This window comes from Agrobacterium sp. ST15.13.013 (assembly GCF_027956525.1).
GTDB lineage: Bacteria > Pseudomonadota > Alphaproteobacteria > Rhizobiales > Rhizobiaceae > Agrobacterium > Agrobacterium salinitolerans.
On the sequence record NZ_JAQKGP010000038.1, the window covers coordinates 15,849 to 35,712 of the forward strand.

14 protein-coding genes and 3 pseudogenes are annotated in these 19,864 nt (G+C 58.1%); 10 read left to right on the forward strand and 7 right to left on the reverse strand.

Features of this window, described 5'->3' with window-relative positions; translation table 11 throughout:
- The first annotated feature begins 3 nt into the window (after nucleotides 1-3).
- The 4 genes from PL597_RS24380 to PL597_RS24395 all read left to right on the forward strand — a co-directional run bounded on the left by PL597_RS24380 (nucleotide 4) and on the right by PL597_RS24395 (nucleotide 2,521).
- Nucleotides 4-834: an alpha/beta fold hydrolase gene (locus tag PL597_RS24380; protein ID WP_020808346.1), complete on the forward strand. Its 831-nt coding sequence runs from the start codon at nucleotides 4-6 to the stop codon at nucleotides 832-834.
- A 23-nt stretch (nucleotides 835-857) separates the two neighbouring features.
- The gene (locus PL597_RS24385; RefSeq protein ID WP_191218599.1) at nucleotides 858-1,577 is read left to right on the forward strand and encodes a hypothetical protein; all 720 of its coding nucleotides are present in this window, start codon (nucleotides 858-860) and stop codon (nucleotides 1,575-1,577) included.
- 118 nt (nucleotides 1,578-1,695) lie between these two features.
- Nucleotides 1,696-2,172, forward strand: coding sequence for a hypothetical protein (locus PL597_RS24390; protein ID WP_020808344.1), 477 nt, complete (start codon nucleotides 1,696-1,698; stop codon nucleotides 2,170-2,172).
- A 1-nt stretch (nucleotide 2,173) separates the two neighbouring features.
- Nucleotides 2,174-2,521, forward strand: coding sequence for an anti-sigma factor family protein (locus PL597_RS24395; protein WP_020808343.1), 348 nt, complete (start codon nucleotides 2,174-2,176; stop codon nucleotides 2,519-2,521).
- Nucleotides 2,522-2,653: 132 nt separating this feature from the next.
- On the opposite strand, the gene PL597_RS24400 is transcribed toward PL597_RS24395, so the two are convergent.
- A complete protein-coding gene (locus PL597_RS24400) occupies nucleotides 2,654-4,339 on the reverse strand; it encodes an FAD-dependent oxidoreductase (RefSeq protein WP_020808342.1) in 1,686 nt (561 codons plus the stop codon).
- A 99-nt stretch (nucleotides 4,340-4,438) separates the two neighbouring features.
- Entirely contained in the window at nucleotides 4,439-4,624 is a 186-nt protein-coding gene (locus tag PL597_RS24405) for a hypothetical protein (RefSeq protein WP_111797270.1), read from the reverse strand.
- Nucleotides 4,625-4,812: 188 nt separating this feature from the next.
- Between PL597_RS24405 and PL597_RS24410 the strand changes: the two genes are divergently transcribed.
- From PL597_RS24410 to PL597_RS24430, 5 genes are all read left to right on the forward strand, one after another.
- Entirely contained in the window at nucleotides 4,813-6,003 is a 1,191-nt protein-coding gene (locus tag PL597_RS24410) for an efflux RND transporter periplasmic adaptor subunit (RefSeq protein WP_271366443.1), read from the forward strand.
- A complete protein-coding gene (locus PL597_RS24415) occupies nucleotides 6,000-9,185 on the forward strand; it encodes an efflux RND transporter permease subunit (protein ID WP_020808339.1) in 3,186 nt (1,061 codons plus the stop codon). Before PL597_RS24410 ends, PL597_RS24415 begins: the two co-directional genes overlap by 4 nt.
- Nucleotides 9,186-9,340: 155 nt before the next feature.
- A complete protein-coding gene (locus tag PL597_RS24420; protein WP_020808338.1) occupies nucleotides 9,341-10,303 on the forward strand; it encodes a GlxA family transcriptional regulator in 963 nt (320 codons plus the stop codon).
- 130 nt (nucleotides 10,304-10,433) lie between these two features.
- Entirely contained in the window at nucleotides 10,434-11,192 is a 759-nt protein-coding gene (locus tag PL597_RS24425) for an SDR family oxidoreductase (protein WP_020808337.1), read from the forward strand.
- A 132-nt stretch (nucleotides 11,193-11,324) separates the two neighbouring features.
- On the forward strand, nucleotides 11,325-12,500 hold the full coding sequence (locus tag PL597_RS24430; protein WP_271366445.1) for an MFS transporter: 1,176 nt from the start codon (nucleotides 11,325-11,327) through the stop codon (nucleotides 12,498-12,500).
- Nucleotides 12,501-12,567: 67 nt separating this feature from the next.
- On the opposite strand, the gene PL597_RS24435 is transcribed toward PL597_RS24430, so the two are convergent.
- Nucleotides 12,568-13,200 carry a glutathione S-transferase N-terminal domain-containing protein gene (locus tag PL597_RS24435; protein WP_020808335.1) on the reverse strand — a complete coding sequence of 211 codons (633 nt, stop codon included), beginning with the start codon at nucleotides 13,198-13,200 and terminating at the stop codon, nucleotides 12,568-12,570.
- Nucleotides 13,201-13,526: 326 nt separating this feature from the next.
- Nucleotides 13,527-15,677, reverse strand: coding sequence for a xanthine dehydrogenase family protein molybdopterin-binding subunit (locus tag PL597_RS24440; RefSeq protein ID WP_321186508.1), 2,151 nt, complete (start codon nucleotides 15,675-15,677; stop codon nucleotides 13,527-13,529).
- A 297-nt stretch (nucleotides 15,678-15,974) separates the two neighbouring features.
- On the opposite strand from PL597_RS24440, the pseudogene PL597_RS24445 reads away from it, so the two are divergent.
- Nucleotides 15,975-16,461 (forward strand): annotated as a pseudogene (locus PL597_RS24445) (LysR family transcriptional regulator); the annotation flags it as partial.
- 201 nt (nucleotides 16,462-16,662) lie between these two features.
- Here the strand turns inward: PL597_RS24445 and PL597_RS24450 are convergent.
- From PL597_RS24450 to PL597_RS24460, 3 genes and pseudogenes are all read right to left on the reverse strand, one after another.
- Nucleotides 16,663-17,220: an ATP-dependent Zn protease gene (locus PL597_RS24450; RefSeq protein ID WP_271366447.1), complete on the reverse strand. Its 558-nt coding sequence runs from the start codon at nucleotides 17,218-17,220 to the stop codon at nucleotides 16,663-16,665.
- A pseudogene (istA, locus tag PL597_RS24455) lies at nucleotides 17,196-18,288 on the reverse strand (IS21 family transposase); the annotation flags it as partial. The gene PL597_RS24450 and the pseudogene istA, both read right to left, overlap by 25 nt.
- Before the next feature lie 396 nt (nucleotides 18,289-18,684).
- Nucleotides 18,685-19,764 (reverse strand): annotated as a pseudogene (locus PL597_RS24460) (IS110 family transposase); the annotation flags it as partial.
- Nucleotides 19,765-19,864 lie beyond the last annotated feature (100 nt).

A 19,864-nucleotide genomic window follows, 5' to 3' on the forward strand; every position in this document is an offset into this window, starting at 1 on the left:
CTGATGTCCGTCAAACTCGAGGAAGCCGAAACAAAATATGTCGAGGCCCACGGAGTTCGCTATGCGTACCGTCGGCTAGGCCGGGAGACCGGAACCCCGCTGGTTCTCTTGCAGCATTTCACCGGAACGATGGACTCATGGGACCCGGCTGTGGTGAACGCCCTTGCGGGGGATCGACCCGTAGTCGTTTTCAACAACGCAGGGGTCGGAACATCCGGAGGCAAAACGCCCGATACCGTTGACCAGATGACGACGGATGCTGAGAGCTTTATAGCCGCCCTCGGTTATGACAAGGTTGATCTTCTCGGCTTCTCCCTCGGTGGATTCATCGCACAGCTTATGGCTGCTCGCCCCGCCGTCAAGGTCCGCAAGATCGTACTCGCGGGCACCGCGCCCAAGGGTGGCGAAGAGCACCTGATGCAGGTCGTCGAGGAAGCGTTCGCGCGAAATGCCGAGGACGTCCGCCTTCCCCTTTTCTTCACTCCATCGGTACCAAGTCAGGCTGCTGGACAGGCATTCGTCAATCGCGCCGCTGTTCGCACATATCAGCGCGATCCGGAAAGCCCGGATTCCGTCAGCAATCCGCAGGCAGCCTCCATCATCGGATGGTGCGCGGACAAAGACCCCGCCCATAAGTCGTTGAAGGCGATCACACAGCCGACACTCATCGTACACGGCAGCGACGACACGATGTTCCCCTCCATCAACGCGTACGAGATGTTCAAGAACATGCCGAACGCCACACTCGTTTTATATCCGGACTCTGGTCACGGCGCACTTTTCCAATATCCCGATACGTTCGTCGCCCACGTCCAGCACTTCCTGAACAGCTAAACAACGCAACCACGGAGACGAAAATGCCTTCCCTCGTCGAGAAAATCATTGCCGCCCATGGCGGCCTGGAAAACTGGAGAAAATACACACGCCTTACGGCGCATCTCAAACAAGGCGGCGTCTTGTGGCCGTTGAAGGGGCATTCCGGCCAGCTTGATGTAACCAACGTCTCGGTCGGCCTCGGCGAGGAGTGGGCTTCCCACGATCCCTTCAGCGCCGAAGGAAAAGTGACGCTGTTTGAGCCGGGTCTGGTCCAGATCAAGGATGCACGTGGTAGGGTCCTCGAAGAACTCAAGGAGCCTCGCTCGTCGTTCGCCGGCCACACGCTGGAAACTCCCTGGTCCGACCCGCAGCTCGCCTATTTCGCGGGCATCGCCATGTGGACGTACCTTAACATGCCCTTCCTTCTAACCGCGCCGGGCGTCCAAGCGGAGGAGATCGGCGAGTGGACTGAAAATGGGGAGACGTGGCAGCGTTTGAAGGTCACTTTCCCCGCCAACATTGCTACACACAGCACCGTTCAGACCCTCTACGTCGACGAAGTCGGCCTACTCAAGCGGCATGACTACGACGTCGAGATTGCTGGAAACACGCCCGGTGCTCACTACATCGGCGGCTACAAAGAAGTTCAGGGACTGATGTTCCCGACCGAGCGGCGCATTTTCCCCAGACAGCCGGACGGCAATTCAATGCCGGAACCGCTCGTCGTATCGATTGATCTTTCCGACATCCATCTTTCGTGAGGTAGCGGGCGCGCGGGCAACCACCCGCGCCCTATGCCGCTTGCAAGGCTCGTTGCCCCGCTTTCCAAGCCAAATTGCCTGGAATCCTACTGAATAGAAATGTAGACTGGTTGCGCTCATGAAAGAGTTTACGAGAAACGTGTTGCCGTACGTTCCAGCCTTTCGAAGGTTCGCAAGCGGGCACGCAGCAGACATTGGGTCGGCCGATGCACTTGTGATGATTGCCTTGAAAACGCTGAAAGCACGTTGGATGTTCCTCGGTTTCGTTGGCCTCAAGATCGAAGGCTACGGCCTGATCCATAGTCTTGCAGACGACAAGGCCGCGATCTTCGACGACGCTGACAGCGAACCGATCCCGGAGTATGACACCGGGATCGCATGCGCCCTGAGAAGATTGACGACACTCGACCGGAGCATGATCCTGCTCACGTCAGTCGAACAGTTGACTTTCCAGGAAGTCGGGAGCGCCTTGGGCATACCTGACAGCTTCGTAATCAACGAACTCCCTCTCGCGAGAGAGCGATTGAGGGAGGTTGTCGAGATTCCGCTGCGGACGAGCGCGCGCAGAGGCGCGCATCTTAGGAGCATCAAGTAATATGCCGGCCATCACCGAAATCGAGATCCAGCTCTACATCGACCACTGCCTTCCCGAGGAGCGCAAGCGCGCCGTCAAAGAATACCTGTATGATGACCTGACGGCCGCACAACGGGTCGGGGCATACGAGCGTCACGCCGATGCGCTCAGGAGAGCACTCTTTCCTGTCGCCGAAATGCCACTTCCTTCGATCTTCGAGCCAGGCGCGCTTGAGACGGAATTGTCGCTGTCGCCTTTGAGGCATGTCAACTCGATCGCTGGCGCAATCCTCGCCGCCCTCATCGCCTACGTTGAATGGGGATGGTGGCGAGTGCTCGAAGAGCAGATAGCCCATTTTCTAATACGCTAGCGCAGGGAGTGTACGAAGTCCGTTTCGCGTGCTCTATCGGGACCGGATTTCGTTTCTCAACAAGAGACGCCCGTTTGTCGAGGATAAACGCATTTCCGCTGGTGGCCTTTACCGTGCCTGCGCTTGCTTCCGTCAAACCGTGACGTCGAGAAACTTCAGCGCCTGATGTATTTGGCTGACGACCGCGGCCCCCTCGCCCACGGCTGCCGCTACTCTTTTGGTCGAGCCGGCGCGCACGTCTCCGATTGCGAAGATGTTGGGTATGCTCGTCTCCAGAGCGAACGATTGCCGCCCGAGGAAAGACGAGACGTCTTCATCAAACCCTCTGCCTGTAAGCACAAAGCCGTTGTTGTCCGTGTCTATTTTTCCGCCGGTCCAACTCGTATTCGGATCAGCTCCGGCGAACAGGAAGAGGTGGCCGAAATCACAGGCTCTCGTTTGCATCGATTTCTTATGCTGCAGGATGCCTGAGACATTTGGTCCATCGTCCCTGCTGACCGAGACCAGTTCGCAACCCAGATGTATTTCGACGTTGGGCAACGCCGCAATCCGTTCGATGAGATATGATGACATCGTCTCGGAGAGGTCGCGGCGAACGATCATGTGCAGCCGCTTGACGCGTGGGGCGAGGAAAACTACGGCTTGGCCCGCTGAATTTCCGCCCCCGATAAGGGCAATGTCCGAGTTCTCGCAAAGCTTGGCCTCAAGTGCTGAGGCCCAGTACGAAACAGCTGTGTCCTGTATCCGCTGCAAACCATCGATCTCGGGCGTGCGATACCGCGCACCGGAGGCAATCACGAGCGACTTCGCACGAATTGACTGCCCGTCCTCGAGTTCCAGGGATATGGGTGCCGACCGTGCACGAGATATTTCCGGGGCCGTCAGTTCCCTGACCTTTAGCGGCAACGCAACCTCTACCCCGAATTTGAGCGCTTGGCTGAAGGCCCGCCCCGCAAGTGCTGCTCCAGAAATTCCAGTGGGGAACCCGAGGTAGTTCTCGATACGGGATGAACTGCCCGCCTGCCCGCCGATCGCGCGCTGGTCGATAACAATCGACCGTAGACCTTCGGAGGCCGCGTAGACCGAGGTTGCCAGACCTGCAGGCCCCGCTCCCACGATCGCAACGTCGTACAGGGTCTCCGGATCGAGTTCAGGCGTGATACCGAGACATGTCGCTGCCTCCCCCACAGTCGGGTTTCTGAGCATCGTGCCGCTTGGGCAGATCATCAACGGCAGTTCAACCGCCGTTATTCCGAGTCGCTCAACGAGAACGAGCCCATCCTCATCCGACTCGGCATCGAGCACGGTGTGGGGATATCCGTTGCTGGTGAGAAAGCCTTGAAGGCGTATAAGCGAAGGATCTGCTGACGTCCCGATCAGGATCGAGCCGCCTAGGCCGGCATCAAGGTAGGCGACGCGCCTTAGGATGTAAGCGCGCATGACAGTCTCGCCGACTTCCGCGGACCCGATGATGAGTGCGCGAAGGTGGGGCGCATCGAAAGCGATAGCCACGCATCCGTCGGGTCCGCCCTTAAGTCCTGATAGTGACGGGCGGCCCGATAGCTGGTTTATCTCGCCTGAGAACTGACCTGCTTTGTGTGCGGCGACATCCTGATCGCCGCGAAAACCGTCATGCCGAAACGCATCGATCTGCCCCTCGAGAACCAGAAAGGCTGGCGCGTTCCGCTCGCCGACAGGAAATATCTCCTGGCCGGGCTCGAATGAAAGCGGCCCAACGCTGGCGAATCTGCGGGCCGTCTCGACCTGCAAAGGCGTCAGCGTTGGAAATCTCTGATAGTCGCGGGAACCGCTATCCATGGTCCGTTCCTTTTGTCTGCACGCAGTGAGGCCGCGCACCAGATACCAGGCGTTTGAAAGCGCTCGAGTAACATGCCCGGGACGCGCCCAGGCTTTTCTTCACTCCATCTTGCCGGACGCCGGAGGATCGCTCGCCGGGAAGCTTTCCTGGAGGGCTTCATCGAGAAGCACATCTGCAGGGGATGCAGGCGCGTGTCCCACTACGAGGGCGATGTCCGATAACTCCGGCAGAGTTTCGATACCGTCCCGAACAGCCTCTTCGCTGATCTCAAACTTCATGTTCATCGTTTCCGAGCTCCTTTGACCTCAGACGTTTTCTAGCGACCACCCGAGGATCGATATTGGACGATCGGGTTCCGCTGGGGAGGACCGATCTTACAATCGTTTTTTGCTCGCCTCCGGCACTCTTTTCGAATGTGCCGCACCGACGTTGACCTACGATGCACATTTCCGCAACACCACAGGGGGCTTTGATGAAGTACCGCTCGATTCCATTTTCACTTTGGCTCCTCGCTTGCAGTGTCGCTTTGACCTCGGCCGGAGTTGCACAGGAAACAAGTCCCGCGCCCCAGGTCGTTGTGGCCAAGCCAGTGCTGCGTGATGTCGTAGACCGCGATGAATTCATCGGCCGCTTCCAGGCTGCTGAGGAAGTTCAAATCCGGGCGCGCGTTGGCGGCTACTTGCAGGCGATCAACTTCAGGGATGGTCAGCTCGTCAAGGAGGGTGATCAGCTCTTCGAGATAGACCAGCGCCCATTCTTGACGGCACTGAGCCAGGCGCAAGCCACCCTCGCTGTTGCCACTGCAGGCCTCACTTATGCGCAGGCGCAATTCGATCGCGTCAATTCTCTGGTGAAATCCGGAAGCCAGACGATATCTACCCTCGACGACCGTCGCCGTGAACTGGATTCGGCACAAGCGAATGTCCAGGGCGCACAGGCGACACTCGACCGCGCGAACCTTGATTTAACATACAGCCGGATCACCGCACCCCTCGGTGGCCGGATCGATCGCCATCAGATTTCAGTGGGCAATCTCGTCCAAGCCGACCAGACGCTACTGACTTCCATCGTCATGCTGGATCCGATCGACTTCTATTTCGACATCGACGAGCGCAGGCTGCTGAACTACGCCGAGACGGCACGCAAAAACGGCGAAGTCCTGCAGAGCGGCGGCGGTGGCATCAAGGTCTCCGTCACCCTTGGTGATCGGAACCGCACCAAATTCCAAGGAACCCTGGACTTCGCCGAAAACCGCGTCGATCCCCAGACAGGCACGCTTCGCGCTCGCGCCCGGTTCGCAAACCCGGATTTCGCATTGCAGCCGGGGCTATTCGGTAGGGTCGAACTCGAGGGATCGAATTCCTATCAGGCTGTTCTCATCCCTGATGAGGCTATCAGCTCGGACCAGGACGAGCGCGTCGTTTTCGTTGTAGGGAAAGACAATACAGTCAGCACGAAGGCCATCCGGCCCGGCCCGCGAATATTCGGTTACCGTGTCGTCCGCAGCGGTCTCGACGGAACAGAGTCCATCATCGTTAGAGGCGTAGTACGTGTGCGCCCGGGCATGAAGGTCGATCCCAAAGAAACAACGCTACCGTCGGAAAACAACGACTCGGTCGCCTCAGCACCAGAAAGCGCCTCGGCATCGGAGGCAGGCCAATGAGGTTCGCACACTTCTTCATTTCCCGTCCGATCTTCGCCTGCGTCATCTCGCTTGTGCTGATGATTGTCGGAACGATCGCCTACTTCGAGCTTCCTGTCTCACAATATCCCGAGATTGCACCTCCCACCATCGTCGTCAGGACCTCCTACCCAGGTGCCGACTCGCAGACGATCGCAGACACCGTATCGACGCCGATCGAGCAGGAAGTGAACGGCGTCGAGGACATGCTTTATATGTCGTCCTATTCGAGCGCGGACGGAGCAATGACGCTCACGATCACGTTCGCGCTGGGAACGGATCTGGACAAGGCTCAGGTCCTTGTGCAGAACCGCGTGGCCGTCGCCCTTCCTCGATTGCCCCAGGAAGTGCAGCGCCTCGGCGTCACGACGACTAAAAGCTCGCCCGACCTCCTCATGGTCGTGCATTTGCTTTCGCCGAATGGCCGATACGATCAGCTTTATACGTCCAACTACGCGCGAAACCGCGTCAGGGATGTACTCGTCCGTCTACAGGGGGTGGGCGACATTCAGATTTTCGGCGAGCGGCAGTATTCGATGCGAATTTGGCTCGATCCTGAGAAGCTGTCTTCATACGGAATGACCGCCACGGACGTTGTGAGCGCACTGCGTGACCAGAACGTCCAAGTCTCTGGCGGCTCGATCGGAGCCCCTCCCACTGCCAGGGAGAACCCATTCCAATACACCGTCCGCACGGACGGCCGCTTTCAGGATGCCCGGCAGTTCCGCTACGTCATCGTGAAGTCAACGCCCGACGGCAGGCTCGTCAAACTCGAAGACGTTGCCAGGATAGAGCTCGGCGCGCGGGACTATGTGACGAACTCCTATGTCAACAATCAGCCGGCGGTGGGCATGGGCATTTTCGCGCGACCAGGTACGAACGCGCTCGAGACAGCCGCGCAGATCAAATCGATTATGAAAGATCTCTCCGGCCAGTTCCCGCCCGGGTTGGAGTACCGGATCATCTACGACACCACGGCTTTCGTGTCGGATTCGATCAACGAGGTCTATAGGACGATCGGCGAAGCGATCGTGCTTGTCGCCATCGTCGTTCTCATATTCCTGCAGTCCTGGAGAACGGCGATCGTCCCAATCGTCGCGATCCCGGTTTCACTTGTCGGTACTTTCGCCTTCCTGGCGGCATTCGGCATGTCCCTGAACATGCTCACTCTCTTCGGTCTCGTGCTCGCAATCGGTATCGTGGTGGACGACGCGATCGTCGTGGTAGAGAACGTCGAGCGCAATCTCGCGAACGGTATGTCGCCTCGTCGGGCAGCGCACATTACGATGGATGAAGTGGGTACGGCGGTCATCGCCATATCGCTCGTTCTCATCGCCGTGTTTGTGCCGACGGCCTTCATTCCGGGAATTTCGGGCCAGTTCTACAGGCAATTCGCCGTGACTATCTCGATCGCGACAGCAATTTCTGCACTCAACTCGCTGACCTTGTCTCCGGCCGTTGCAGCGATCGTCCTGCGCCCTCACGATCACTCGGAGACGAAAACGAACCCCGTGACGAAGCTCACGAAATGGTGTGCCGATATCTTCAACCATTGTTTCGACAAACTCAGCGCCGGCTACTCAGCAATCGTGCGGCGTATCGTCAGCTCGAAAACCGGTCTAAGCTGTGCAGTTGTCGTCTTCGTCGCTCTCCTCGGAGCAACCTGGTTCCTCAACACCAAGGTGCCGAGCGGCTTTATTCCGATCATGGACCAGGGTTATGCGATCGTGGTCGTCCAGCTTCCGGAAGGCGCATCCCTCGACCGCACCGATGCGGTGATCAAGAAGGCCGGAAATATCGCCAAGGACACGCCTGGTGTCGCCAACGCGGTGCAATTTGCAGGTTTCAGCGGTGCAACCTTCACTAACGCTTCGAACGCTGGCGTGATTTTCACACCATTCAAGCCGTTCGAGGAGCGGCTGGCGACCGGGGACACGTCGGAAAAGATCATCCGGGCGCTCTATAAGAACCTGCAGAGCGTCGATGAGGCCTTCATCATTGCCATCCCTCCTCCACCGGTTCAGGGCATCGGCAATTCGGGCGGCTTCAAGATGCAAATTATGGACCAGGACAACTCGAACATGACCCGCGTCCTTGGCCTCGCTCAGCAGATGATGGTCGAAGCGAACCGGACACCAGGTCTCACCGGGGTCTTCACCACCTTCTCGGAATCCAGCCCGGAGTATTTCCTTGATATCGACAGAGACAAGGCTCAGTATCTGAACGTTCCGATTCCCAATATCTTCGACACTCTATCCAGCAATCTGGGTGTCGCTTACGTCAACGATTTCAACGCGTTCGGGAGAGTCTATCAGGTCCGTGCCCAGGCGGACAAACAGTTCCGCCTCGAACGCGACGATATGCTCGATCTCAAGGTCAAATCTGCAGCCGGAGCCCTTGTTCCATTAGGAACACTTGCAAACATCAGGGAAACGAGCGGCCCGACGCTCGTACAGCGCTACAACATGTATGTCTCTGTCCCACTCCAGGGCAACGCTGCTCCTGGGATTTCCACGGGCGAAGCGATCGCAAAAATGCAGCAGCTTGCTGCAAAAACGCTACCGTCGGGTACGGCGTACGAGTGGACCGAACTGTCCTACCAGGAAACCCACGCTGGGGGCAGCGCTGTCTACATCTTCGCGCTATCAGTAGTCTTCGTATTTCTCGCACTGTCCGCACAATATGAGAGCTGGATCCTGCCGGCGGCAATCATCCTTATAGTTCCGCTGGCGGTGCTGGGTGCGCTTTTCGGGGTCTATCTAAGGGGGATGGACAACAACATCCTCACGCAGATCGGCTTCGTGGTTCTGATCGGCCTGGCGGCGAAGAACGCCATCCTGATCGTGGAATTCGCGCGCCAGGCGCAAGACGCGGGAAAGACCGCAGTGGAAGCAGCTGTCGAAGCCTGCCATCTGCGTCTGCGCCCGATCCTCATGACGGCACTCGCATTTATCTTCGGCGTCTTGCCACTCGCGATTGCCGAGGGTCCTGGCGCCGAAATGCGGCGGTCCCTCGGTACCGCCGTGTTCAGCGGCATGATCGGAGTCACGCTGTTCGGCCTGTTCCTGACTCCAGTGTTTTACGTAATGCTGCGGTCGCGATATGTACCGAGGAAGCATGGCGAGGACGAGTGGGTGCCCGAGACGAGACAGGCGGCTGAGTAACCCTCTCCGATCGAAGCCATCGCGAGCCGGAAGCCGCGGTGGCAATCGCAATATCGCCACTCCATATAGAAGGTCTGCCGGCGTCTCCGATAGGAAGCAACGTCGGCAGTGCCGCATTCAGCACTGCACCGAAAACAGCAGGAGTAATCAGGACCATGCGCAGCGTGGGTTTCATTCTCGAGGACGGCTTCCAAGTCATGGGACTGGCGGCGCTCTCCGCGTTCGAATTCGCAAACCAGGAGCTGGGCGAAGAGGCCTATCGGCTGACCGTGATGTCTGAAAAAGGTGGGACGGTCAGATCTTCGCTGAACATCGGCATCCAGACGCAGAAGCTCGAAGAGTATCCCGATACATTGATGGTCGTCGGCGAGCTGGTTCCACGTGCGCCCTCACCGACACTTCGGCAATACATCGCCAATGCTGCCACGGAAAGTAGGCGTGTTGCGGGAGTCTGCACTGGAGCCTTCCTCCTGGCTGAAGCGGGCCTGCTTGATGGTCGGCTCGCCACGACCCATTGGGCACACGCACGCAATCTGCAGCGTAAGTTCCCACAAGTTCATGTCGACGAAGATCGAATCTTCGTTCACGACGAGAACATCTGGACATCAGCCGGAATGAGTGCCGCCATTGACCTGACTTTAGCGCTCATCGAGGATGACTACGGGGCGGCGCTTTCAAAGACGATTGCGCGCAAACTTGTCGTCTACCACAGGAGGCCAGGCGGGCAGTCCCAGTTCTCAGTTCTTCTCGAGCTCGAGCCACGTTCCGACCGCATCCGAAAAGCACTCATCTATGCCAAGGAGCATCTTCGAAATCCCTTGAGCGTCGAAGAGCTCGCGGATTCCGCTAACCTAAGCCCTCGCCAGTTCAGTCGGCTGTTCCGCGACGAAACGGGACATTCTCCGGCAAAAGCCGTTGAGCGACTTCGGCTCGAGGCAGCAAAGGCAATGCTCGAGGACGGAAGCCATCCCGTTGAAATCGTGGCACGCGATACAGGTTTCGCTGATCGGGATCGTATGCGCCGCGCGTTTCTTCGCTCATTCGGTCAGCCGCCTCAAGCTGTTCGTCGCACACTTAAAATGATCGGAGGCGCTGGGCTGGAGAATGTGGAGAGCTGACGGGCAAATAATGTCCTAAAATGCCGTTTCCTTGACATTTGAGACTATGGCATTTTGGGACATGATCCTCCAATCGAAACCGAGGCGATGCGCCTAGAAATACGCGCGTCTCAACGAATAGGAGCGATCCATGAAAACGACAGGTAACACCATCTTCATTACGGGCGGAACTTCCGGCATCGGCCGCGGGCTGGCGGAAGCTTTCCACAAGCTTGGAAACAAGGTCATCATCGCGGGCCGCCGCAAGGCCTTGCTCGACGAAGTCTCCGCGGCAAACCCAGGGATCGATGGGGTCGAGCTCGACATCAACGACATCAACGACATCCATCGCGTCGCCAAGAAGCTGATCGCCGAGTATCCCAAGCTGAACGTCTTGGTCAACAACGCGGGCATCATGCCGTTCGACGATGCGTCCGGCCTGGTTGACGACGAAGTATCACGTCGCATCATTGACACGAACCTGCTTGGCCCGATCCGTATGACCTCCGCGCTCGTCGAGCACCTGAAGGCGCAGCCCGAGGCGACGATCATCAATAACACATCCGTGCTCGCATTCGTGCCACTCGCTTCGAACGCGGTCTATTCAGCGACAAAGGCAGCCCTTCATTCATACTCGCTTTCGCAGCGGTTCATGCTTCGCGACACTAATGTACGGGTCCAGGAAATCGCTCCGCCATGGGTCGATACGGACCTGGTCAAAAAGAGCGGCGATCCGCGCGCGATGCCGCTGGATATTTTCATCCAAAAGACGATGAAGGGTCTCGAGACCGACGCCCCGGAAGTTTACGTCGAGGAAATTGCGGCCCTTCGCGACAATCCGGGGAACAACGAGCACGCCTTCGTTCACGGATTCAATGAATCCTTGGCGGCAAATCCGATCCCAGTCTAGGCCTTCAAAATCGCGGCATTGCTTCCCGTTCAATGGCCGGGAAGCAAATTCTGCGGGGAATTCGTCATGTCAAATCGACTGAAAATCACAGACAACAGGATGTCGGGTGACGGCGTTGTGCAGAATACAGAAATGTCGGCACCGTCCCTGGTCCCAGCCAATTTCCTCGCCCTCGGCACCTTTGCCATCGGCACGGAAGGCTTCATGATCGCTCCTCTTCTACCAACCATCGCCGACGATCTGGGCATGAGCATTTCGACGACCGCCATGTTGGTCGTCGTATTTACGCTCGTCCTGGCCATCAGCTCGCCGATCACGACCGTCGCGACCGGACGAATGAATCGCCGCGACCTGCTGATCGTTGCGATGACGTTGTTCACCGTCGGTAACCTTGCCGCCGCTTTCTCTTCCACCTTCGCCACCTTGCTCGTAGCGCGTGTCTTGATGGCGGTCGCATCGGGTCTTTACGTCCCGAATGCCAATGCGCTGGCGGGTGCCATAGCCGGTCCGCAAAGACGTGGTCGCGCCCTTGCGATTGTCAGCGGCGGGATGACCATTGCGATTGCACTTGGCCTGCCCCTCGGCGCGCTAGTTGGCCATGCGTTTGGTTGGCGTGCCACGTTCCTGGCTGTTGCGTTTATGGGCCTCATTGCGATCGTTGGCATTCTGGCGGGCATACGCCGACAGGTGGGAGACGGTATGGCCGTCGCCAGCCTTTCCGAACGGGTCAGTGTCGTCCGCCAGACGGCAATACTTGAGCTACTCGCGGTCACCCTGTTCTGGTCTCTCGGGGCCTATACTGCGTACCCTTACATAGCGCCCTATCTGAAATCCGAGCTCGACTTCGGAGTGACCGGCATCGCAGCAACCGTTTCAATGTGGGGTATCGCCGCCGCCATCGGAGTAACCACCGGCGGAGCGCTCAACGACCGGTTTGGCTCGCGCAAGGTAGCCACGGCTTCCCTAGTCATCTTGGCACTGTCTTTCCTTGCCCTTGCCGCAGTGACGGGCCTGACGCCATCAACTGCACTGGTTCCGACCCTCGTTGCGATCGCCGTGTGGGGTTTCAGTGTCTGGTCCTTTTTCCCGGCACAAATGGCGCGCCTCATCCAGGCCTCGTCGCCGTCCCAGGCGTCGGTATCTCTTTCGTTGAATACGTCAACGATGTATCTCGGCTTCTCGATCGGAAGCGCTATCGGAGCGGCCATCGTTGGTGCCGGCGACATCTGGCTCATCGGAGTGGCAGCAGGTGCAGCTGAAATTGTCGCCCTACTCCTTGACCAGCGGTTCAAGCGCCAAGGGGTTTGAGCACGAACACCCCTTGAACGCTCGGCGGCGATGTCCGACATCGCCGCCGAATATCTTCATTTGCGCGTCACGGCAATGGATCAGGATCGTCGATAACAACGAGCCCGCGCCCCTCCGCATTCAGAGCATCCCGTACCGACTGCCGCTCAGATACAAGCTTGAGCAAATTCCTCACGCGAGAAAACTCATCGGTCGGGATCCCGAAATGCCTCGCCCAGCTCCCGATCACGAAAAGATAGGCATCGGCGGCCGTGAAGGTCTCCCCGGTCAGGAACGGGCCTTTGAGGCTCCCGTCGAGGAATCCGAGGCGGCTACGGATACGTTGTAAGACGAGCGTCCGCATTTCCTCGTCGATCGGCCAGAACATCGGTACGAAACTCTTATGCAGTTCCGCAGCGACGTAGCTCTGCCACTCCATGACACGGTAGCGCTGCATGGTCCCCGGTTCCGGCATCAGGTCACGACGTCCCGCAAGATCACAGAGGTATTGAGCGATCACGAGGTTCTCGGTCAGCGTCTCGCCGTTGTCCAGTTCCAGCAGTGGTACCATTCCCCGCCGGGCGACCTTCCAGTAGTCGGAGCCATCCGCGCGAACTTTGGCAGTGACATTGATCACCTCAAGGTCGAAAGGTAGACGCGTCTCGCGCAACAGGATGTGGACGGAGAGCGAGCTTGCTCCAGGATGCGTGTAAAGTTTCATTGGATGATCTCGATTGAGTGGGAGATTAGACAACGGTATACGGAATCTACGCCGCATGATCTTGCCGATGGAATTATCCGGCCTCTCGACTTCCGCCGTGGTCCTCGACGAATTCGAGCCGAACTTCGGACCAGAAAGAGACTGCACTTTGCGACCCGTCGACAACGCGCAGCACCGACCATGTAGTCTCGTGCTGAAGATGGCACCGCCCGCTTTTAGCCAGCTGTGGGTGTCAATTCGCGTGACACATTGCGGTCGGTTTTCGTTTGAGCCAAAGGACGGCGCGCGATCACAGTTGAGCCAACGCCGTCTTTCAGCTCTTGTTGCTAGCTCAGAGCTGCCTCCGCGAGCGGCAATGAACGTATGCGTTTTCCGGATGCCGCAAAGATCGCATTCGCGAGCGCAGCCGCGGCAGCAGCCGTTGCTGCCTCGCCCACGCCGCCTGGGTTCTCCTGGCTCTTGACCTGATAGATTTCGATCTTGGGGATCTCGTTGATCCGGAGCGCTCGGTACATATCGAAATTGGTCTGGTCGACTGCTCCGTCGGTGAAGGTGACCTGATTGTACATGGCGCTGCTCAGCCCGAAAATCACACCTCCCTGCATCTGGGCGTCGACGGTATCGGGGTTGATCGTGATACCACAATCGACCGCGATGACCGATCGAAGAAGCTTCACTTCCTCTTTTGTAATCTCGATATCGAGGACATGTGCGAGATAGCTTCCGAACGCCACCTGAAGGGAGACCCCCCGGCCTCTTCCGGCTGGAAGCTTTTCGCCCCAGCCCGCCTTCTTCGCCGCCTCGTTCAGGACCGCCAGCGCGCGCGGGTTTTTGGTCAACATCCTGCGTCTGAACTCGACGGGATCCTGTTTGGTCGCCGCAGCCATTTCATCCACGAAACTTTCAACTACGAAGAGATTGTGCGACGGACCAACTCCACGCCACCAGCTCGTATTGACGCCGTCGGGCTCGCTGCGGACATAGTCCACGAAAACTGCGTCCTCGTCGTAGGGTGTTTCCGAGGCGCAGTCGATCGCATCGGGGTCGACGCCATTGATGAAGGCTGCGGGTGCGTAGCGTGCAAAGATCGAGGATCCCGTCACACGGTGCGTTCGTCCAATGAGCCGACCGTCCTTGTCCAGTCCCGCCGCGACCCTGTCGTAGTAGTAGGGACGGTAATAATCATGCGTCATGTCCTGTTCTCGGGTCCAGACGAGCTTTACCGGATACCGGATATCCTTGAGGAGCCGGGCGGCGAGTTCGATTGAATCCACATCAAGGCGACGTCCGAACGCCCCCCCGATCAACTGATTGTTCACAACTACGCTTTCCTGGGGCAGTCCGGTTGCTTCCGCGACGGCCTTTTGTGCCCGCACCGGAACTTGTGTGCCGACCCACATCTCTGCCTTGTGGTCCTGAATGTGAAGCGTGCAATTGAGCGGTTCCAGCGGCGAATGGGAGAGAAAGGGCGACTCGTAGACAGCGGAAAGCTTCACTGCCGCATTCGAAATCACAGAGGCGGCATCCTTGTCGTTGCGGATGATCACACCCTGTTGTCGCGATGCCTGTTCCAGTTTCTCGACGATCGAATTGAGATTCATCGATCCATTGGGTCCGGCCTCCCATTCGATCTCAAGCGCATCGACGCCTGCCTTAGCGGCCCACATATGATCGCCGATTACGGCCACGGCATCGGGGAGCTTGACGATATCGTGAACGCCTTTGACCGCTCGCGCTGCATCTTCGTTCATCTTAGAGATCAGCCCCCCGACCACCGGGCTTATGGCAAGGGTCGCAAATTTCATGTCGGGAATGATGATATCTATCCCGTAGATAGCGCTGCCGTTCACCTTATGCGGGGTATCTAGGCGCTTGGCGCGGGTGCCGATGACCCTGAATTCAGCGGGTTCCTTCAGCACAACATTTTCAGGAATTGGCAATACCGCGGCTTTAGGCGCGGCCTCGAGGTAGGTCATGGATCGTCCGGTGGCATCGTGATTGACGATGCCTAGCTCGACACGACACTCCAAGGGCTGCACCGACCATTCGAAAGCGGCAGCCTGAACCAGCATCATCCGCGCAGCCGCCCCAGCCTGCCTCAGGCGCATCCAGTCGGCCCTCGTCGACGTCGAACCACCTGTCGATTGGTCGAAAAGAAGCGGATCGAGATATTTCGACAGGTCTGGAGGTGCAGGTTGGAGCTTGACCTGATCAAGTCCAACCTCGAGTTCTTCGGCTATCAGCATGGCGCTGGACGTGAAGATGCCCTGACCGACCTCGTGATGAGCCATGATCAAAGTAATGCCATCAGTATCGATTTTTATGAATGCATTCGGGAAGAACGATTTCTGGTTATCCTGACCGGCGGCGACTGCGGTTCTCCCGAGGCGCGGCAGCTGGACCGAAAGCACCAATCCCCCAGTCGCCAAAACCGTGCCCTTCAAGAAATTTCGTCGCGAATGCAAATTGTTGATCATCGCTCTCTTCTCCGGTCCAGCACCAGAATCTGATAAAGCAGCCCACATGCCGGACAGATAACATCTGTGAACCACGCTTGGAGAACTTGCGCCTGCCCACGATGGGTTTCTTGAACGATCCGGCAGCAACCGCGAGAACTTTAAAAAGTCTTCCAATCGGAACTCTGCCACACCGGGACCGTAGAGTGGACTGCCGCCCTCGCGCTGGACTACGGGACACAGAAAAGCTGATACACTCTGCGGACTCCAATCGGAGTAAGACTCATGAAGTCCCGAGGTTCATATAGACGGGATTCGAAAACTGTCCGGCTCGGCGTTCCGGAGGATTTCGCCGCGCGGCGCGCGATTGATTTACTCTCCGGTTTCGCGCGGACATCTCCGCATGCAAGGCTCGACACGATCAGCGGATGGAGCTTCGAACTGCGCGGGCTTCTTCAGACCGGAAAATCGACCTCGCCCTGTCAAGCGTGAGCCGGGGGATGGCGCGTGTATCGCCAGATGTGAAGTGCAACTGGTCTGGGTCGGCGAGTCAGGGTCCGATGGGCGTGCAGGCCGCCGTCGCTTCCTGACCGGGCGTCAGCCTGCTGCCAGCGGATTCGGTGCTGCCTGAACACCAACTACTGGGCAGTGTGGATGGGTTTCTGCCGGAATCCTCTTCGGAACTGGCATTCATTACGTTGACGAAAAGATAGAACCTGCCGTCTGCGAACTGGCGGAGTTCTTGGAGGCGAACTTGACAGCGCTGCGGCGTGCCATCGGCATGCAGATCGGCCGAGAATCCTGATGTGGATCCTAGCCCGACGGTGGCGCAGAGGAAATATCCCGCAACGAAGATCATGGCACGCTGGAAGATGCGCTTGCGGCCATCCGGTACGTCAGTGTTGCCTGAAGCGCAGCTTCCACTGCTAAATCGAAACTGCTTCGAACCCGATCGGGAGCATTGGGGTCGATCTCGATCGTCAAGGTCGGCCGCATCACTCCAGCTCTAAGGAGACAGATCACCATCTGTCAGGATTTGCAGCACGGCCTCTTCATCCATTGCCTGGGCATCGAACAGGGCCTTTGCGAGGGAATGGAAGGTGGGTCTGCGTCGTCTCAGGATCGCCACCGCTCGTTCGAGTGTCGCCTCCAGCCTGGCATGAACGCGAGTCGCCAGCTCTGGTTCACGGTCCAGAACCGCGCCCGGATCGCGATGGGGCCGATAGAGCAGCGGATGCTCACTCCCCAAGCCGAGGGTGCGCTCCATGTCAAAGGCAAGCCGCGTGGCCCGCGCCAGATCACTGTCGTCGGTGCCACCGGAGCCACTCGAGACGCGCTTGAGCACCAGTTGCTCGGCAGCCCGCCCGGCCATGAGCATGGTGAGCATATTTTCGTACCAATCGCGGGTGTCGGTGGCCCAGACGTGGAAGCCGACGAGATTGTAGCCGCCCTCGCCGGAATCGATATTGAGGCCGCGAACAGGTCCGAGATCAAGCGCATGATGCACGACCGCATGTCCGGCCTCGTGGAAGGCGACCCGCTTCCCGATCAGCCCATGCGGCACAGAATAGAACGTTCTGTCGACCTCGACATGGTAATCGGGGTGGACTTTAGCGGTCTTCCATTCTGCATATTCGAAGGGCGTTGCAGGCAGCGGCTTCAACTGCGCGCGCTCTACCTCATCGAACAAGGCGCGCCGAGATTTGCCATAGCGCCGCATCGTCCGATTGTTGAGGTCTTCGATCAAAGCGCTGATGCGGACGTTCAGGTCGGCAAGGCTGAAGAATCTTTCGTTCCGGAGCCTGGCCAAGACCCACCTCTCAACAATGAGAACCGTTCCTTCCGCAGATGCTTTGTCGCGAGGCTTGCGCGGGCGTGCTGGAACCACCGTCGTATCGTAATGTTCGGCGAAAGCGGCAAAGGTCGCATTCAAGGTGGGCTCGAACCATAACGCTTTGGCGACGGCCGCCTTGAGGTTATCGCAAACCGTGGTCTTGGTTACGCCACCGAAGAAGCTGAAGGCCCGCTGGTTGGCTTCGATCCAGTCCGGCAGCTTCTGACTGAAACTGGCATAAGCAAAGGTCAACTGCGATGCGCTCAGCACTGCCACATAGATTTGTGCTGCTCGTATCTCGCCACTGGAAGGGTCAATAATCGGGACCGTGTGGCCAGCATAATCGCATTCCATCGCCACCCCGCCGACATGACGACTGCGATAGGTAGGTTTGGCACGGCTCTCATAATCGGCATACCGGCAGCAGAACCAAGTGTAGCCATAGCCGTCGGGATGAGCTTCCCGGTATTCCTGCCATAAAAGATTGAGCGTCACGCCCTTGCGCTTCAGCTCGGTGGCGACCTTGGACCAATCCGGCTCATCAGTGTCACGAGGTGGTCGGCCCATGCGCCGAAACAGGCGCTGCTCGAGAACGGCGTCTTCGTCCAGATCTGCTGGCAGGGGCCAGATCGCAAGCCCGGCTTCGCGCGCCCGCAGAAGATACGTCGAAATCGACGTCTTGCTTATCTTCAATCGCTGGGAAACGGCGCGTATCGACAATCCCTGTTCGAACGTAAGCCGCAGGATGGATCGGATATCCTTCACGTCGGTATGTCTCGCTTGCTTCCGTCTAGGCATCTTGTCCTCGCTCAAATCACGAGGTGAAAAAATGCCAGATCGGCGCTCACGAAATTCAATCTAAATCAGTCGCGAAACTGTCCGCGACTCACATGGGGAGTGTCGGGTCAAGAACTTTTTAATGATCCATCGCATGTTTCCTTCTCGCTCTTTCGGCATCCAAGGCTGAGCCTGTTCGCGTGAACGGGCCTGTTTCCATCGCCGGTTCAAACTCACATTCGGTTGCCGCGCTGGGCGGCTGCACCATGATCCCGCTTGCGTTGCGGCAAAGGCTCAGGAGGACGAGACCATTCTTAGCAGCGGCGTTTGAAGCCATATCGCGGATCGGTTCGTCCCTCTGGATCCGCCAGGATTGATCGCTCCTGGAAGATTGCGGAATTTGGCTTGTATGGATTGTCAGGCGGTTTTTAACACAGCGCCCTCGATGACAACGCCGGCGGTCACATATTTCCATAGAGCAACCAACAATTTGCGTGCCAGCGCCACGATCGTACTCTTCTTCATGCGCCCTCCGCTGGATTGCACGCGCATCGTAAACCACCGGCTCAACGCTGATTGCGGCTGATGGCGTAACCACAACCACGACAGTTGGATCATCGTGGCGCGCAGGCGCGGATTGCCCGCCTTCGAGACGCCTTGCTCGTGATCGATGGTTCCACTCTGCCAGGGTGTCGGTGCCAGTCCCGCGTACGCAGCAACCTGTCGCCGGTTGTCAAAATGGCGGAACAGCCCTTCGGTCCAGAGAACAGCCGCAAATTCTAGACCAATGCCTTTGATGTCGCACAACATCGCCCCAGCCGGGATCGGCGTTGCCGCCACGCTGTCCTTTTGCGCCGCAAGGAGCATATCCCGTTCGTCCTCCACCGTTGTAATTTGCTCGAGCAACAATTCGAGGCGATCAAGTTCACGGCTTATTTGAGTTTTGAGGTGGGTCGGCAAAGGACGGCTATCCCCCGTGTGAAGCTCGTCCAGTTGCTTGCGCCGGTTCTTGCGAAGCGGCTCGTAACCACTGATGCCCTGACTGAAGAGTAGGCCCTTGATGCGGTTGACATGTTTGACGCGCTCGGCGATCAGAACCTTGCGCTCACGGCAGAGCCGGCGGCGATCTTCTTCCTCAGGGCTTGGTGCATTGACCATAGCGCACACCCGCGGCTCTCCGCGTTTGAAAGCCAACAGCGCTCGCACCAGCGCCTCACCATCCAATTTGTCCGTCTTCGCTCGCCGGCGCCTGCGCGAGGTTGCTATCGACGCTGGATCAACGACGTAGCTTTCTATCCCGTTCGCCTTCAGCACACGATCGATCCAGAAGCCGTCAAGTCCGGCTTCCTGAATGCTCACGATCGGAACCTGATTGCCCGTACGAGATCGCACCTTCTCTTGGAGCTGAGCAAAACGATGCAGCAATGCCGCCACATCGCCGCCAGTCACCGAGTGCTTCGACATCTTCTCGCCGTTTCCCGGCGACAGCGATGTGATCTGCGGATTTCGGATTAACGGGACATCGATTCCGGTAAATCCCGGACAGTCGTTTCACTAAATCGCGGACAGTCTCGCGGGATCGACTTTCGTTCGCCTG

Coding starts and splice junctions, on each gene's coding strand:
- PL597_RS24380 (WP_020808346.1), top strand. CDS start 4: ATGTCCGTCAAACTCGAGGAAGCCGAAACAAAATATGTCGAGGCCCAC.
- PL597_RS24385 (WP_191218599.1), top strand. CDS start 858: ATGCCTTCCCTCGTCGAGAAAATCATTGCCGCCCATGGCGGCCTGGAA.
- PL597_RS24390 (WP_020808344.1), top strand. CDS start 1,696: ATGAAAGAGTTTACGAGAAACGTGTTGCCGTACGTTCCAGCCTTTCGA.
- PL597_RS24395 (WP_020808343.1), top strand. CDS start 2,174: ATGCCGGCCATCACCGAAATCGAGATCCAGCTCTACATCGACCACTGC.
- PL597_RS24400 (WP_020808342.1), bottom strand. CDS start 4,339: ATGGATAGCGGTTCCCGCGACTATCAGAGATTTCCAACGCTGACGCCT.
- PL597_RS24405 (WP_111797270.1), bottom strand. CDS start 4,624: ATGAACATGAAGTTTGAGATCAGCGAAGAGGCTGTTCGGGACGGTATC.
- PL597_RS24410 (WP_271366443.1), top strand. CDS start 4,813: ATGAAGTACCGCTCGATTCCATTTTCACTTTGGCTCCTCGCTTGCAGT.
- PL597_RS24415 (WP_020808339.1), top strand. CDS start 6,000: ATGAGGTTCGCACACTTCTTCATTTCCCGTCCGATCTTCGCCTGCGTC.
- PL597_RS24420 (WP_020808338.1), top strand. CDS start 9,341: ATGCGCAGCGTGGGTTTCATTCTCGAGGACGGCTTCCAAGTCATGGGA.
- PL597_RS24425 (WP_020808337.1), top strand. CDS start 10,434: ATGAAAACGACAGGTAACACCATCTTCATTACGGGCGGAACTTCCGGC.
- PL597_RS24430 (WP_271366445.1), top strand. CDS start 11,325: ATGTCGGCACCGTCCCTGGTCCCAGCCAATTTCCTCGCCCTCGGCACC.
- PL597_RS24435 (WP_020808335.1), bottom strand. CDS start 13,200: ATGAAACTTTACACGCATCCTGGAGCAAGCTCGCTCTCCGTCCACATC.
- PL597_RS24440 (WP_321186508.1), bottom strand. CDS start 15,677: ATGATCAACAATTTGCATTCGCGACGAAATTTCTTGAAGGGCACGGTT.